This is a genomic window from Streptomyces sp. 142MFCol3.1, from assembly GCF_000424945.1.
GTDB classification, from domain to species: Bacteria; Actinomycetota; Actinomycetes; order Streptomycetales; family Streptomycetaceae; genus Streptomyces; species Streptomyces siamensis.
Map to the genome: position 1 here is coordinate 189336 of NZ_AUKV01000012.1, position 14681 is coordinate 204016.

Annotated in this window: 14 protein-coding genes; 6 read left to right on the forward strand and 8 right to left on the reverse strand. The window is 72.6% G+C overall.

The genetic code is table 11. The annotated features are described in order from the left end of the window. Nucleotides 1-165: 165 nt before the first annotated feature. On the forward strand, nt 166-813 hold the full coding sequence (locus H305_RS0119555; protein ID WP_028801875.1) for a phosphatidylserine decarboxylase: 648 nt from the start codon (nt 166-168) through the stop codon (nt 811-813). Between the two features lie 22 nt (nt 814-835). Continuing rightward, a complete protein-coding gene (gene pssA, locus H305_RS0119560; protein ID WP_028801876.1) occupies nt 836-1654 on the forward strand; it encodes a CDP-diacylglycerol--serine O-phosphatidyltransferase in 819 nt (272 codons plus the stop codon). A 68-nt stretch (nt 1655-1722) separates the two neighbouring features. Here pssA and H305_RS0119565 read toward each other — a convergent pair whose 3' ends face one another. The 5 genes from H305_RS0119565 to H305_RS0119585 form a co-directional block, all read right to left on the reverse strand. Continuing rightward, nucleotides 1723-2985, reverse strand: a complete 1263-nt coding sequence (locus H305_RS0119565) for an ABC transporter substrate-binding protein (protein ID WP_028801877.1) — start codon at nt 2983-2985, stop codon at nt 1723-1725. Continuing rightward, entirely contained in the window at nt 2982-4115 is a 1134-nt protein-coding gene (locus H305_RS0119570) for a branched-chain amino acid ABC transporter permease (protein WP_028801878.1), read from the reverse strand. The genes H305_RS0119565 and H305_RS0119570 overlap by 4 nt, the downstream gene beginning before the upstream one ends. After that, nucleotides 4108-4998, reverse strand: coding sequence for a branched-chain amino acid ABC transporter permease (locus H305_RS0119575; RefSeq protein WP_028801879.1), 891 nt, complete (start codon nt 4996-4998; stop codon nt 4108-4110). Before H305_RS0119575 ends, H305_RS0119570 begins: the two co-directional genes overlap by 8 nt. Further along, nucleotides 4995-5789 carry an ABC transporter ATP-binding protein gene (locus H305_RS0119580; protein WP_028801880.1) on the reverse strand — a complete coding sequence of 265 codons (795 nt, stop codon included), beginning with the start codon at nt 5787-5789 and terminating at the stop codon, nt 4995-4997. The genes H305_RS0119575 and H305_RS0119580 overlap by 4 nt, the downstream gene beginning before the upstream one ends. A 120-nt stretch (nt 5790-5909) precedes the next feature. After that, complete coding sequence (locus H305_RS0119585) at nt 5910-6713, reverse strand: ABC transporter ATP-binding protein (protein WP_028801881.1); 804 nt, start codon at nt 6711-6713, stop codon at nt 5910-5912. Nucleotides 6714-6892: 179 nt separating this feature from the next. Between H305_RS0119585 and H305_RS0119590 the strand changes: the two genes are divergently transcribed. Further along, nucleotides 6893-8104: a PucR family transcriptional regulator gene (locus H305_RS0119590; protein ID WP_028801882.1), complete on the forward strand. Its 1212-nt coding sequence runs from the start codon at nt 6893-6895 to the stop codon at nt 8102-8104. Between the two features lie 225 nt (nt 8105-8329). Here the strand turns inward: H305_RS0119590 and H305_RS0119595 are convergent, their stop codons facing one another. Next, a complete protein-coding gene (locus H305_RS0119595) occupies nt 8330-9448 on the reverse strand; it encodes a glycerate kinase (protein WP_028801883.1) in 1119 nt (372 codons plus the stop codon). A 358-nt stretch (nt 9449-9806) separates the two neighbouring features. On the opposite strand from H305_RS0119595, the gene H305_RS0119600 reads away from it, so the two are divergent. From H305_RS0119600 to H305_RS0119615, 3 genes are all read left to right on the forward strand, one after another. Further along, on the forward strand, nt 9807-10886 hold the full coding sequence (locus tag H305_RS0119600) for an ADP-ribosylglycohydrolase family protein (protein WP_028801884.1): 1080 nt from the start codon (nt 9807-9809) through the stop codon (nt 10884-10886). A gap of 110 nt (nt 10887-10996) precedes the next feature. After that, on the forward strand, nt 10997-11488 hold the full coding sequence (locus tag H305_RS0119605; RefSeq protein WP_028801885.1) for an NUDIX domain-containing protein: 492 nt from the start codon (nt 10997-10999) through the stop codon (nt 11486-11488). A gap of 333 nt (nt 11489-11821) precedes the next feature. Then, on the forward strand, nt 11822-12547 hold the full coding sequence (locus tag H305_RS0119615; RefSeq protein WP_028801886.1) for an SIR2 family NAD-dependent protein deacylase: 726 nt from the start codon (nt 11822-11824) through the stop codon (nt 12545-12547). A gap of 51 nt (nt 12548-12598) precedes the next feature. Here H305_RS0119615 and H305_RS0119620 read toward each other — a convergent pair whose 3' ends face one another. Both H305_RS0119620 and H305_RS0119625 read right to left on the reverse strand, forming a co-directional pair. Then, complete coding sequence (locus tag H305_RS0119620; RefSeq protein WP_028801887.1) at nt 12599-13087, reverse strand: methylated-DNA--[protein]-cysteine S-methyltransferase; 489 nt, start codon at nt 13085-13087, stop codon at nt 12599-12601. Between the two features lie 40 nt (nt 13088-13127). After that, nucleotides 13128-14597, reverse strand: coding sequence for an AlkA N-terminal domain-containing protein (locus H305_RS0119625; protein WP_028801888.1), 1470 nt, complete (start codon nt 14595-14597; stop codon nt 13128-13130). Nucleotides 14598-14681 lie beyond the last annotated feature (84 nt).

The following is a 14681-nucleotide window of genomic DNA, read 5'->3' on the forward strand; positions in this document are numbered from 1 at the left end:
GTGATTCGGGGTGTTTTCTTCGCGAAGAAGATCACACCCCGTCAACACTCTTCGGTCGCCGACTCGGCTTCCTGGCTTGCCCAGTTGCGGCCCGCGACCGGTACGATCGCCGGAAAGCCGCCGTCCCCCGTTCCAGCGCGGCATCATCCGCTACGAAGGTCATCCATGCCCCACAGCCAAACCTCTGCACAACGCGGCCGGGTCCGCCTCGCGCGCGGAGCATCGCCGTGGCTCCTCCCGACCGTGGCCACCGCAGCACTCAGCCTGGCCCGCGCGCGCCGCTCCGGCGCCGCCAAGGCCGTGGCCGTACCCGCCACCGCGCTCGCGGCCGGCATGCTGTGGTTCTTCCGCGACCCCGAACGTGAGATCGCCCAGGGCCGCGTCATCTCGCCCGCCGACGGTGTGGTGCAGAGCATCATGCCGTGGAAGGACGGGCGCACCCGCGTCGCGATCTTCATGAGCCCGCTCAACGTCCACGTCAACCGCGCGCCGCTCTCCGGCACGGTCACGTCGGTCGAGCACATCCCCGGCGGGTTCGTTCCGGCGTTCAACAAGGAGAGCGAGAACAACGAACGCGTCGTCTGGCACTTCGACACCGAACTCGGTGACATCGAGATGATCCAGATCGCCGGCGCGGTGGCCCGTCGCATCGTCCCCTACATCCCTCAGGGCACCAAGGTCGAGCAGGGCGACCGGATCGGTCTGATCCGCTTCGGCTCGCGCGTCGACATCTACCTCCCCGAGGGTGTCGAGGTCGATGTGGAGGTCGGTCAGAAGACCGTGGCTGGGGTGACTCGAATTGACCGTGATTGATCCTGAGACACAGGCCGGCTGGGTGCCGGAGGCCGAGGACGTGGACGACGAGGAGGAGATGCCGCTCTCGCTCCGCCTCTCAATAGCGGACACCCTCACCCTCGGCAACGCCACGTGCGGCTTCATGGCGGTGTACTTCACCACCACCGGCATCCTGATCCCGCACCTCACGGGCAGCCAGGAGACCGGCATGGCGCGCCACAGCGCCGCCACGGCCGTCATCCTCATGCTCTGCGCGGCGGTCTTCGACCTCTTCGACGGTCTGGTCGCCCGCAAGCTGCGCTCCTCCCCCATGGGCGCGGAACTGGACAACCTGTCCGACCTGATCAGCTTCGGACTCGCGCCGGCGTACTTCGTGCTCGTCTACGGCATGGTCGCGGACGACGCACACCAGCGGGTGGCGGCGGTGGGGGCCATCGTGGTCCTGCTGGCGGTCGTCCTCCGCCTCGCGCGGTTCTCCTGCGTCACGGTCAAGGACGGCACCTTCCAGGGCATGCCCTCGCCGTTCGGCGCGCTGACAGTCGTCTCCATCGTGCTGCTGGAGCTGCCGTTCGTCGCCACGCTCATGGCGATCATCGGCACCGCCTGGCTGATGGTGAGCCGGGTCGAGTACCCGAAGCCGCGGGGCCGCCTCGCGGTCGCGATGCTCTCCTGGATCGTGCTCAGCATGGGTCTCCTGGCGGCCTGGGCGTTCGACGCCCCGAGCGGCCAGCTGCTCCTTCAGACGGGCTGCGCGCTGCAGCTGGTCATGGGCGCCGTCATCCCGCTCTTCGCCACGGCCCGGAGGGTGAACAACTTCCGGGACAACCGCCGCGAGGCACGCGCGGCACAGCTGCCGTAACACCCCGTACGACGCGAAGGGCCCCGAACCGGATGGTTCGGGGCCCTTCGCGTGCGTGGGGCGGGGTGTCACGAGCCGGGTGTGTAGCCCTTGGCCGCGGACGAGGCCTCGGCCTCGCGGACCACCTTCATGCCGCCCACCGCGCTCTTGTCCGGCCGCAGGATCACGCTCTGCTTGGAGGACGCCGACTTCGGGTCGCTGAAGTCCTGCGTGATGCCGAAGCCCGGGTCGAAGGCGTTGATGGTCAGCAGGGCCTTGTCGACGCCCTCACGGGTGAGGTCCTTGGCCGCACACGCCTTCTTCAGGGCCTCGCCGAACGCGGCGGCGGCGGTCCAGCCGGCCACCACGCCGTTGTCGAGGGAGTCCTTCGGATAGGCGGCCTTGTAGTCCTCGACCAGCTTCTTGGCCTGGGGCGTGTCGGCCCCGATCGGCAGCGACGGCGAGGCCACGTAGTAGTTCGCCGTCAGGGCGGGGCCCGCCTGGGTGGCGAGCAGCTGCGGGGCGAAGGCCGAGTTGTTGCCGATGATCGGCACCGGGAACTTGCCGGCCGCCGCGACACCGACCAGGGAGGCGGCCTGACGCGGGCCCGCGCTGATCACGATGGCCTTCACCTTCGCCTGCTTCAGCGCCGCGACCTGTCCGGTCATGTCGTTGTCCGTCGGTTTGATCTTCTGCTCGACGACCTGGAGCCCCGCCTTCTTCGCCATGTACTTGGAGCCGGCCAGCGCGTTCTCGCCGTAGTCGCCCTCGAAGTACACGTGGCCGATCTTGTCGCCCTTCTTGAGGCCCTTCTCCTTCATCAGGAAGTCGATGGCATTGATGGTCTCGATGTCGTACGTGGAGCCGATGACCCGGATGTACGGGCTGCCAAGGAGGGTGGCGGACCAGGCCTGCGGCAGCACCAGCCCCTTGTCCTGGCCGTCGACGCGCTGCTTGACCGCGGCGACGAACGGCGAGCCGATGAACTGCGTGAAGCCGAGCACCTTGGGCGCCAGCTCGGTGTATCCGGAGACGGCCTTCTGCGGGTCGTAGCCGTGGTCGCGGACCGTGAGTGAGAGCTTGTAGCCGCAGACCCCGCCGCTCGCGTTGACCTGCTTCACATAGAGCTGCTGGGCCTGGGTGACGCTCTTGCCGAGGGTCGCGTACACCCCGGTCATGTCGGTGAGCACCCCGAGCGAGATCGTCTTCCCGGAGATGCCGTCACCGGTCTTCACCCCGCCCGCCGACCGCTTGTCTCCGTCGTCGTCCTTGGCCTTGGAGCTGCAGCCGGCCAGCACCAGCAGTGCCGCCAGTGCCCCGGTGGCCACCCTGGCCGTACGTGTCGTTCTCATCGTTCCTCCCCTGGAGTGGCCCCTGAACCGGGACTGACGCGGCGCCGGGCGGCCAGCCTGATCAGGCCGCCCGGCAGGAAGAGCACCACCGCCACGACGGCGGCGCCGTACAGGTACCGGGCTGCCTCGCCCGGTGCGATTCCGCCCGTCCCGGGGTCCGAGACAAGGGGCAGCGCATCGCTGTAGCGGGTCAGCAGCTGCGGCAGCAGCGAGACGAAGACGGCCCCGACCACCGCACCGGCCACCGATCCGAGCCCGCCGATGACGATCATGGCGAGGTAGTCGAGCGAGAGCGTGATCCCGAAGTAGTCGGGCACGGTCCGCTGGAAGACCAGGGCGAGCAGGACCCCCGCCAGACCCGCGTACATCGACGACAGGACGAAGACGGCGGCGCGGTAGCGGGCGACCGGCACCCCCATCACCCCAGCGGCGATCCGGTGGTCGCGGATCGCGTTCATGGCGCGGCCGGGCCGGCCCCGCAGCACCCCGCGGGCGAAGAGGGCGCAGCCCAGCAGCAGCACCAGCCCCGCGTACCAGAGCTTCTCGGCGGAGCCGAACGGCACGGCGGCCACGACTGCCTCCCGGTCGTCGAAGGTGAGGCCGAACAGGCTGAGCGGGGGTACGTCGCGGCCGTTGAAGCCGCCCGTCAGGTCGCGCGCGTTGAACAGCACGTGCTGGCCGATGAAGATCAGGGCCAGCGTGGCGATGCCGAGGTAGGCGCCGCGCAGCCGGCCGGCGATCGGGCTGAACAGGCCTCCGGCGACACCCGCGACCAGTACGGCGAGCACGGCCGCCAGCCAACTCGGCAGTCCCAGACCGGTCAGCCCGTCGCCCCCGTCGGCGGCGAACACGCAGTAGCCGTAGGCGCCGACCGCGAGGAAGAAGGCATGGCCCATGGAGAGCTGCCCGGTCGCGCCGGTGAGGAGATTGAGGCCGATCGCGCCGATGGCCGCGGCCATCGCGAACAGCCCGGCCTGGAGCCAGAAGCGGTCGAGATAGAAGGGCAGCGCCAGCAGCAGGACCGCACCGGCGACCCGGACCCAGGTCCGGGCCCCGGGCAGCCGGAGGGCGCGGTGACGGGCGGGCCGGGTGGTGCCGGTCGTCTCGTCACGGGCGAGGACGTCAGACACGGGCGAGCTCCTTGGTGCCGAACAGCCCGGCGGGCCGGATGAGCAGGATCGCGACCATGACCAGGTAGGGCGCGAGGTCGCCGAGGCCGCGCCCGAGGAAGGTGAGGTCGCTCTGGTAGCCGGTGGCGAGGGACTCGGTGATGCCGACGAGCAGCCCGCCGACCAGCGCGCCCGTCGTCGAGTCGAGGCCGCCGAGGATCGCCGCGGGGAACGCCTTCAGCGCGGCGAGGGAGGTGGCCCGTTCCAGTCCCGGTGTGGGGAAGACGGTCAGGAACAGCGCGGCGACGGCGGCGAGTCCTCCGGCCACCGCCCACGCGCCGAGCGACACCCGGCCCAGCCGCACACCCATCAGTGCCGCGGTCTCCGGGCTCTCCGCCGCCGCGCGCATCGCCACGCCCCAGGACGTGTACCGGAAGACCAGCAGGAAGGCGGTGATGAGCAGGGCGGCGGCGACGAACGCCGCGATCCGTGTGTGGGCGAGCGAGACCGGGCCGACGGTGAGCACGGCGTCGCCCCACGGGTCGCCGAGCGCCAGCACGTCGGTGCCGATGCGCCGGGTCAGTTCGGTGGTGAGCAGGATGTCGACGCCGATCGTGACGATGGCGAGGACGCTGTGGTCGGAGCCCCGGTAACGGCGCATCACCAGGAACTCCACGGCGGCCCCCACCGCCGCCGCGCCGGCGATGCCGACGAGGAGAGCGGGCCAGAAGCCGATGTCGTCGTGGAGGGTCGCGGTGACGTATCCGCCGGCGAGGAGCAGCGAGGCGTGGGCGAAGTTCACGACCTCGGTGGCCCGGAAGATGACGACGAAACCGAGCGCGATGAGTGCGTAGACGGAGCCCAGCGAAATGCCGTTGAGCAGGAGCTCGGCGAAGGTGCTCATGAGTCGCTCTCCTCCCCGTCGGCGCGCTCGCCCAGATAGGCGCGCACCACCGCCGGATCGTTCTGTACGTCCTCGGGTGCGCCGTCGGCGATCCGGCGCCCGAAGTCGAGTACGGTCACCGCGTCCGCGAGCCGCATCACCACCCCCATGTCGTGTTCCACCAGCAGGATCGAGATGCCGAGGCTGTCGCGAACCCCCGCGACGACCGCGGCGGTGCGGCGCCGTTCGTCGGCGGTCATGCCGGCGACGGGTTCGTCCAGGAGCAGGATCCGGGGTTCCATGCACAGCGCCCGGGCGAGTTCGGCGAGCTTCTGCTGCCCGTACGGCAGTGAACCGGCGGGCCGGTCGAGGCAGTCCTCCAGGCCCACGAACGCGGCGATCTCGCGGACACGTTCGCGGTGCCGCCGTTCCTCGCGCGCCGCCGCGGGCAGCCGCAGCCCCGCGGCCAGGAAACCGGTGCGGGTCAGCCGGTGGCGGCCGAGCAGCAGGGAGTCCTCGACGGTGGCGTGCGGCGGCAGGGCGAGATTCTGGAAGATCCGGGCCACGCCCAGTTCCGCGATGCGGTGGGGCGGCAGACCGGTGAGCTCGCGGTCGCCGAAGCGGACGCTGCCGGACGCGGGCCGGCAGACACCGGAGAGCACGTTGAAGCACGTGGACTTCCCGGCGCCGTTGGGGCCGATGAGGGCGTGCACGGTCCCCGGACGCACGGTGAAGCCGACCCCGTCCAGCGCGGTCAGCCCGGCGAACCGGACGGTGACGTCGCGGACGTGCAGCGGGGGGACGTCGGCGATCGTGCCGTGCCCGGGTCCGGGAGCTTCGGCGGCGTCGCCCTGCACGGCGGCGCCGGAGGAGGGCCGGTCCTCGGCGGGGCCGGGTGTCACGGCTGTTTCAGGTGTTTCCACTGGTGCTGTTCACCCCTTCCAGCGGGACAGGGCCGGCAGGCCGCCCGCTCGGGACACGTCGGCCGCCGCGTCCTCGTCGGTCACGCCCAGATAGCGGCGGCGCACTTCGTCGGAGGAGGCGAGCGTGTCCGCGGGGCCGGAGAGGGTCACCTCCCCCACCTCCAGGACGTAGGCGCGAGATGCCAGCCGCAGGGCGAGCGCGGCGTTCTGCTCGACGAGCAGGACGGAGGTGCCCTGTTCGTTGATCTCCCGCACGGTGTCGGCGATCCGGGCGGCCATCAGCGGGGCGAGCCCGAGCGACGGCTCGTCGAGGAGCAGCACCTTCGGGGAGCCCATGAGTGCCCGGCCGACGGCGAGCATCTGCTGCTCCCCGCCCGACAGCAGTCCCGCCCGCTGCTGGGCCCGGTCGGCGAGGACGGGGAAGAGGTCGTGCACACGGCGCAGGGCACGGGCCCGCTCCGCCCGGCCGCCCGAGCCGCCGAGCGCGCCGGCACGCAGATTGTCCGCGACCGTCATGCGGGCGAACACCCGCCGTCCCTCCGGGACTTGGGACACGCCGGCGGCCACGACCCGTTCCGGCGGCAGCCGGTCCAGTGGGCGCCCGCCCAGCGAGACCGTGCCGCCGGTCACCGCTCCCCCGTGGAAGGAGAGGGTCCGGCACACCGCCCGCAACAGCGTCGACTTTCCGGCGCCGTTGCTGCCGAGAACGGCCACCACGGCGCCTTCGGGCACCTCCAGCGACACCTGGCGCAACGCGCGCACGGGTCCGTATCCGACCGACAGATCCCGCACGAGCAGAGCGGATCCGCCCATGGCACCTCCCTTTCCTCGCTCGGTGTGGCGCTCACCTCAGCACCGGCGGGGACGCCCGTCCACGGGGTGCGGACGAAACGCGGCGGGAGCCCAGAGGTGACGTCGGCCGGTTGTGCGCGCGCACAACACCGCGTGTCAGGGGCCTGTCCGGCAGGGTCCCGCGGTGGCATCCTCCGGCCATGGGACGGCGCAGACCGCGGACCGGTCATGACTGGAAGCTGCTCGGGGAGTCCTGTGCGGCGCTGCTGGAGCGACTGCCCGAGCTCGTCGACGAGCACCTGCGTCAGCTCGCCGAGCACTCACCGGTCTACGGGCAGGTGCTGCCGTACGACCAGCAGTGGCAGGAGGCGGAGACGGCGATGCGCATCGGCATCCAGACGATCTCGGCACCGCGGGACTCCCCGCGCCGCGACCTGGAGCACGCCGAGGACGCGGGGCGCCGCCGCGCCCAGCAGGGACTGCCTCTGGAACTCCTCGTCCACGCCTACCGTGCCGCGGGCTATCTCGTGTGGGACGCCCTGCTGGAGGGTGCCGCGGGCCGGGAGCCGGAACGACTGGCGGTGCTGATGCGGTCCGCGACGATGGTGTGGGCGGCCGTGGACGCACAGGCCGCCATCGCCTCCGAGGCCTACCTCGCGACCGAGAAGGAGCTGCGGCGCCGCACGGACGAGCAGTTGCAGGCCCTGCTCGACGCCCTGCTCGAAGGCAAGGAGGCGCCCGGGCTGGCGGCGCGGGCCGCCGCGGGACTCGACCTGCCGGAGCGGGGGCCGTACGCCGTGGTGGTGCTGCGGCCCGACCGCCGCGACGGACGGGACGCGTTCCCCCGGCCCATGCGGGGAGCGGGGCTGCGTTTCATCTGGCGGATGCGGACGGACTGCGAGGTCGGTGTGGTCGCGCTGGGCCCGGGGCAGGGCCTGGACGCCGTGGCGCAGCTCTTGGACGGGCGCCATGCGGGGCCGGGTGGCATCAGTCCGGTGGTGTCGGGCCTCGCCGAGCTGGGCCGGGCGCGGCGGATGGCCGAGCTGGCGTTACGCACCTGTCCGCCGGACGCGGCACATGTCGTACGCCTCGACCGGCGGATGCCGACGGCGCTGGTGGTGAGCCAGCCGGAGCTGGCGGGGCAGCTCGTGTCGGACGTGTTCGGCGAGCTGCTGGCGCTGGACCCGGCGGACCGGGCGGTGCTGCTGGAGACGCTCGACGTGTGGCTGGCCTGTGAAGGCTCCGCGGGCCGGGCGGCAGGGCAGCTGTACTGCCATCGCAACACGGTCTTCAATCGGCTGCGGCGGCTGGAACAGCTGACGTCGAGATCCCTGGCCCGGCCCCGGGACCTGATCGAGATGACGCTGGCGCTGGACGCGTACCGGCTGGCCGGGGGCGGGGCGGCGGCCTGAGCCATCACGGATCCCTCCGGCCGGGGCGAGCGCCGCCTTTGCACCACGGACGTCCGGGTCCGGACCCGGCAGCGGGCCCGTCACCTCGGCGGGCTCCGCCGCGCCTCAGCCCCGAAAGCCCTGTCGGTGGCTCGGCCGGGAAAACCCGGCCGCCGCTCAGCCGGAGGGTCCGGCCGCCCCTGAGCCCGGACGGGAAGGACCCGGCCGCACCCCCGTCACGGCGTCTCAGCCGAGGAAGTCCCGCCCGATGTTCTCCGCGACCCGCTCCAGGATGGGGCCGGCGTTCGCGATGCACTTCGCGACGTCGGGCTCGACCTCCGTCAGCGGGTACGCCCGCCTGATGCCGGCTCGTCCGAGCGCCTCGGGAGGAAGGGCGAGGCGCCCGCAGACCGCGACGACCTCCTTGCCCGCCGCGCGTGCGGCGGCGGCGACGCCGGCCGGGGCCTTGCCGTGCAGGGTCTGCTCGTCGAGCGAGCCCTCACCGGTGACGACGAGGTCGGCGCGGTCGAGGGCCGGGGCGAAGCCGAGGACGTCGAGCATGACCTCGATGCCGGGACGGAAGCGGGCCCCGAGGACGAGCGCCCCGTACCCGATGCCGCCCGCCGCACCGGCGCCGGGTGCGCCCGCGTACTCGGCGGCCCGGGCACCGATCGCCTTCTCCAGGACCGTGGCGAAGTGGGCGAGCGCGGCGTCGAGGGTGGCGACGTCGTCGGGGCTCGCGCCCTTCTGGGGGCCGTAGACGGCCGGGGCGCCCTTGGGCCCCGTCAGCGGGTTGTCCACGTCACTGGCGAGCACGAAGTCGACCGAGGACAGCCGGGCGTCCAGCGCGGAGAGGTCCGCGCTCGCCACGTCGCGCAGCGCCGCACCGCCCGGTGCGACCGGCTCGCCGTCCGCGTCCAGGAAGCGCGCTCCCAGCGCGGCCAGCATGCCCGCGCCGCCGTCCGTCGTGGCGCTGCCGCCGACGCCGAACACGATGGTGCGCGCACCGGCGTCCAGCGCGGCGCGCAGCAGCTCGCCCGAGCCGTACGTCGACGCGGTGAGCGGTGCGAAGACCCCGGCGGGCAGCCGCTGCAGCCCGCTCGCCTCGGCCATCTCGACCACGGCGGTGTCCGACCGCAGCGCGTACGCAGCGGTCACCTCGTCGCCGAGCGGCCCCGCGACGCGCAGCTCGCGCCGCTCGAACCCGGCCGCGACCGCCGCGTCGACGGTCCCGTCGCCTCCGTCGGCCACGGGCAGCGCCTCGACCTCGGCGCGCGGCGCGACCCGGCGCAGTCCGGCCGTCACCCGTTCGGCGACCTGCACGGCCGTCAGCGATCCCTTGAACTTGTCCGCGGCGATGAGCACACGCGGGGTCCGATTCACTGCAGCGTCCGCCACCTTGCATTCCCCTTGCTTTCCGGGCCTTGCTCACGTCAAGGCAGTCGCGCCGCTGCGACCTTAACCGGAGGAAGCCCCCGCCGTCATGCCCCGCCCACCTGCCGGAACCGTCCCGCTCCGTGGACCGCGACGGTCCGATCCGTGGATCACAGCGGTACGGCCACGGCTCCCCATCCGTGGCTCGCGGGGCTATCCGCAAGGGGTCCGGCACCCGGCGGCGTACGGCGGCCCGGGCCGTGCGACGCGGCGAAGCCGTCCGGCGCCCGGAAGCACCAGCCTCGCCGAACACCGCGCGGGGGCGCCCGTAATTGGGTAAACCGGAGCTATGACCCCTGTGGGCACTGAGCTCGCGGACCGCGTCCTCGGGGGCTGGCTGGGCCGGATCGCGGGCAACATGCTCGGCAAGCCGGTCGAGCAGGGCGACCACTGGACGCGGGATCGCATCGACCGCTATCTGCGGCAGGCCGCGGCCCTGCCGCTCACCGACTACCTCCCCGAGCCGGCCGACGACGGCGCCGGTGAGGAGTTCGCGCTGCGCCCGGAGTGGCGGCAGTGCGTACGCGGGCGTATCCACGGCAGCTGCCGTGACGACGACGTGGACTACGCGATTCTCGGACTGGACCTGCTGGAGACCCACGGGTTCTCCTTCAGCACCGAGCAGGTGGGCGACCTGTGGCTGCTGCGGCTGCCGTATCTGCAGACGTTCACGGCGGAACGCGCCGCGTACCGCAACCTCGCGAACGGTCTGAAACCGCCGCTGACGGCCACCTACGACAATCCTTACCAGGAGTGGATCGGGGCGCTCATCCGCGCCGACGTCTACGGCTGGACCTGTCCCGGTCATCCGCGCCGCGCGGCCTCTCTGGCGCGCCGGGACGCCGTCCTGTCCCACACCGGCAACGGCGTGTACGGGGCGATGTGGGCGGCCGCGCTGGTCTCGGCGGCGTTCACGGCACCGACCGTACGGCACGCCCTGGACACGGCGCTGACGGTGATCCCCGCGAGCAGCCGCCTCGCCCGCACGGTGCGCCGGGTGCTCACGCTCCACGAGACCCGGATGAACTGGGAGGACACGCTCAGCACGGTCGCCGAGGAGACCGCGGGCCTCGGCTGGATCCACACCGTCCCGAACGCCGCGGTCCTCACGGCGGGGCTGCTCTACGGCGACGGGGACTTCACCCGCACCATCACGCTGACCGTCCGCGGCGGTCTGGACACCGACTCGAACGGCGCGACGGCGGGCTCGGTCGCCGGGGTCCTGTGCGGGGCGGACGCGCTTCCGGAGCAGTGGAAGGACCCTCTGGAGGACACCGTGCGCAGTGCGGTGTTCGGCTTCGACGGGGTGCGGATCAGTGAGCTCGCGTCCCGCACGGTCGCTCTCGCCGAGGCCGGGAACGGTTCCTGAGCCCCTGGGCCGGTGCGCTGCTCAGCCGGTGGCCGAACTCACGCGGCTGAGCCCGTACTTCGCGCAGGTGAGTCCGGGGACGGGCGGCGCGGGCTGGTTACCCTTCGGGCATGACCACTTCGGACTTCGCCACGTACATCGCGGGTCTGCCCCGCATCCTCGCCGGGGCAGCCGCCCTGTTCCGCGACGCCGAGGGGCGGGTGCTGCTCGTGGAACCGAACTACCGGGAGGGCTGGGCCCTGCCGGGCGGCACCGTCGAGTCGGACGACGGGGAGACCCCGCGGCAGGGCGCGCGCCGGGAGACCGCCGAGGAGATCGGTCTGGATGTCGGCCTGGGCCGGCTGCTCGCGGTCGACTGGGTGCACGGGACGGCGCGGCCCCCGCTGGTGGCCTATCTGTACGACGACGGCGTCCTGGACGAGAGCGCGCTCAAGTCGATCCGCCTCCAGGAGGAGGAACTGCTGTCCTGGCGCCTGGTGCCGCGCGAGGAGCTGGCCGGCCATCTGCCGGGCGCCCTGGGCCGACGGGTCCTGGCCGCCCTCGACGTCCTGACGGACGGCGGGGGCACGGTGGAGCTGGAGAACGGCCACCGGGTGGGCTGACCGCCGTCCTTGGGTCACCCGGCCTCGCCCCGTCGTGGCAGCTGCCCGTCTCTCGGCGGAGTCGCCGTGCGGAGGGAGAGCGCCGGCGCAGTCGTCTTACCGGATGGGCGAGTACCGCGAATCGCTGGAGTGCCGCGAGAAGCTGCTGGACGGCGGGAAGCCCTATGGGGACCATCGTCCGCGCATCGTCGCGAACCGGGACTTCGCGCCGGGGAAACCGCGCTCGGGTGCCGGGCCGGGCGCACGGACACGCGTCGGTGGGTGAACTTCGTTCCGTGCGGGGCGAACGATATCCGTTCGACCCGCTCTCCGGCCCGGCCTACCCTCGGTCCCATGAACAGGCCCCTCGTCGCCATTCTGAGCGGCGCCGGTATCAGCACGGACTCCGGAATCCCCGACTATCGCGGTCCCCAGGGGCTGTGGCGGCGGGATCCCGAGGCCGAGAAGCTCGTCACGTACGAGTACTACATGGGTGATCCGGAGATCCGGCGCCGCTCGTGGCAGATGCGGCGCGGGAACCGGGCGCTGGAGGCCGAGCCGAACGCGGCGCACCGGGCGGTGGCCGAGCTGGAGCGGTCCGGGGTGCCGGTGCGAGTGATCACGCAGAACGTGGACGGGCTGCACCAGCTGGCGGGCATGCCGGCGCGCAAGGTGCTCGAACTGCACGGCACCGCACGGGCCGTGGTGTGCACCGAGTGCCACGTGCGGGCGCCGATGGAGGACGCCCTGGCGCGCGTCGAGGCCGGCGAGGGCGACCCGCCGTGCCTGGAGTGCGGCGGCATCCTCAAGTCGGCGACCGTCATGTTCGGCGAGCGTCTCGACCCGGTCGTCCTCGGCGAGGCGGTCGCGATCACCAAGGCCTGTCAGGTGTTCATCGCGGTCGGGAGCAGCCTCCAGGTGCAGCCGGCCGCCGGGCTCGCGGGGGTCGCCGCCGATCACGGGGCGCGGCTGATCATCGTCAACGCCGAGCCGACGCCGTACGACGACCTCGCCGACGAGGTCGTACGGGAACCGATCGGCACGGCGCTGCCCGAGCTGCTGCGGGGGCTGGGGAGCTAGGGGGCCTTGGGACCCAGGCTGGTCAGAACGACGCCCCTGGCCGGCCGGCCCTCAAAAGAGGGCTCCTCCGCTCTCGAAGTCGAGCAGTCGCTTCTTGCGGTCCAGGCCGCCGCCGTATCCGGTGAGGCCGCCGTCGGCGCCGACGACACGGTGGCAGGGCACGATGATGCCGATGGGGTTCTTGCCGTTGGCGAGGCCCACCGCGCGGGAGGCGCCGGGGCTGCCGAGGGCGTCGGCGAGGTCACCGTACGAGCGCGTCTCGCCGTAGGGGATGCGGCGCAGCTGGTCCCACACGCTGCACTGGAACGGCGTTCCCCGCAGGCTCAGTTCGAGGGTGAACTCCTTCAACTCCCCTCCGAAGTAGGCCTCCAGCTGGTCGGCCGCCTCGTCGAAGAGCGAGTCGTCGCGGTCGCCGAAGGTCTCGTCCGGCGGACGGTGGCGCTGGCCCACCATGTAGAGGTTGGACAGGACACCGTCCGTGACGACGAGGGTCAGGGGTCCGTACGGGCTGTCGAGCACTGTGTGCCGTTTCGCTGTCATGTCGCGGAAGATCCTTGGTCGTCGGCCCTTGAGCCGGTGGTCACACGGGGAGGAAGTTGATCGGGTGGCCGTCCGTCGCCCACAGGTACTGGACGGCGTAGGCCCGCCACGGCCGCCAGGCCGCCGCGCGGGCGGTGAGCGCCGCGGGCGTGGACGGCAGGCCGAGCCCCTGTGCGGCGCGGCGGATGCCGAGGTCGGTGGGCAGGAACGCGTCGGGGTCGCCGAGTGCCCGCATGGCGATGACGTCGACCGTCCAGGGGCCGAACCCCGGCAGGGCGAGCAGCCGGGCCCGGCTCTCCTCCCAGTCGCTCTCGACGCCCAAGTGGAGTGTCTTGTCGGCGAGTTGGGTCACCAGTGTGGTGAAGGTGGTCCGCCGGGTGCGGGGCATGGCCAGCGACTCGGGGTCGACGGCGGCGAGCGCGTCGGGCGCCGGGAAGAGATGGGTGAGCCCGCCCTCCGGGTCGTCGACCCGATCGCCGTGCGCGGCGACCAGACGGGACGCGTGGGTGCGGGCCGCGGCCGTGGAGACCTGCTGGCCCAGCACGGCGCGTACGGCGAACTCCGCCTCGTCGACCGTGCGCGGCACCCGTCGGCCGGGCGCCTTGTCGACGAGCGGGGCGAGCAGCGGGTCGGCGCGCAGCCGGTCGTCGACGGCGACCGGGTCGGCGTCGAGGTCGAGCATGCGGCGGCAGCGGCTGATCGCGACGGGCAGGTCGCGCAGGTCGCTGAGGGTGAGCCGGCACGCGATGTGGTCCGGCATCGGCGTCAGCGCGGCGATCCCGTGTCCGTACGGGAGCCGCAGGGTCCGCCGGTAGGCCCCGTCGCGCCACTCCTCCACGCCGGGTACGGCGGTCGCGGCGAGGTGGCCGAAGAGGTTGTCGGGGTTGAGCGGGGCGCGGAAGGGGAGCCGGAGGCTGAGCACGCCCGGTGTGGCGCCGGCGCCGTTCTTCGGCCGGCGGGCGCGCAGTTCGCTCGGGGAGAGCGCGAAGACCTCGCGCACGGTGTCGTTGAAGGTACGGATCGACGAGAAGCCGGCCGCGAAGGCGATCTCCGCCATCGGCAGGGGTGTGGTCTCGATGAGCAGCCGCGCGGTCTGGGCGCGCTGGGCCCGCGCGAGGGCGAGGGGTCCGGCGCCCAGCTCGGCGAGGAGCTGCCGTTCGATCTGGCGGGTGCTGTAGCCGAGCCGGCCGGCGAGGCCGGGGACGCCCTCGCGGTCGACGACGCCGTCACCGATCAGGCGCACCGCGCGGGCGACGACGTCGGCGCGCTGGTTCCACGCGGGAGAGCCGGGGCTGGTGTCGGGCCGGCATCGCTTGCAGGCCCGGAAACCGGCCTGCTGGCAGGCGGCGGCGCTCGGGTAGAAGGTCATGTTCTGCGGCTTCGGCGGTACGGCCGGGCAGCTGGGCCGGCAGTAGATCCGCGTCGTCAGCACCGCGGTGAAGAACCATCCGTCGAACCGCGCGTCCTTCGACTGGACGGCACGCACGCAGCGCTCGATGTCGGTGTGCATTCCGTTCCGCATGTCTCCAGCATCGGGCACCTGCGAGGGCGGGGCTGGCGAAAAAGCGACATGTACGTGGGCCTGCCCGCCGGC

Coding starts and splice junctions, on each gene's coding strand:
- H305_RS0119555 (WP_028801875.1), top strand. CDS start 166: ATGCCCCACAGCCAAACCTCTGCACAACGCGGCCGGGTCCGCCTCGCG.
- H305_RS0119565 (WP_028801877.1), bottom strand. CDS start 2,985: ATGAGAACGACACGTACGGCCAGGGTGGCCACCGGGGCACTGGCGGCA.
- H305_RS0119575 (WP_028801879.1), bottom strand. CDS start 4,998: ATGAGCACCTTCGCCGAGCTCCTGCTCAACGGCATTTCGCTGGGCTCC.
- H305_RS0119585 (WP_028801881.1), bottom strand. CDS start 6,713: ATGGGCGGATCCGCTCTGCTCGTGCGGGATCTGTCGGTCGGATACGGA.
- H305_RS0119590 (WP_028801882.1), top strand. CDS start 6,893: ATGGGACGGCGCAGACCGCGGACCGGTCATGACTGGAAGCTGCTCGGG.
- H305_RS0119600 (WP_028801884.1), top strand. CDS start 9,807: ATGACCCCTGTGGGCACTGAGCTCGCGGACCGCGTCCTCGGGGGCTGG.
- H305_RS0119605 (WP_028801885.1), top strand. CDS start 10,997: ATGACCACTTCGGACTTCGCCACGTACATCGCGGGTCTGCCCCGCATC.
- H305_RS0119615 (WP_028801886.1), top strand. CDS start 11,822: ATGAACAGGCCCCTCGTCGCCATTCTGAGCGGCGCCGGTATCAGCACG.
- H305_RS0119620 (WP_028801887.1), bottom strand. CDS start 13,087: ATGACAGCGAAACGGCACACAGTGCTCGACAGCCCGTACGGACCCCTG.
- H305_RS0119625 (WP_028801888.1), bottom strand. CDS start 14,597: ATGCACACCGACATCGAGCGCTGCGTGCGTGCCGTCCAGTCGAAGGAC.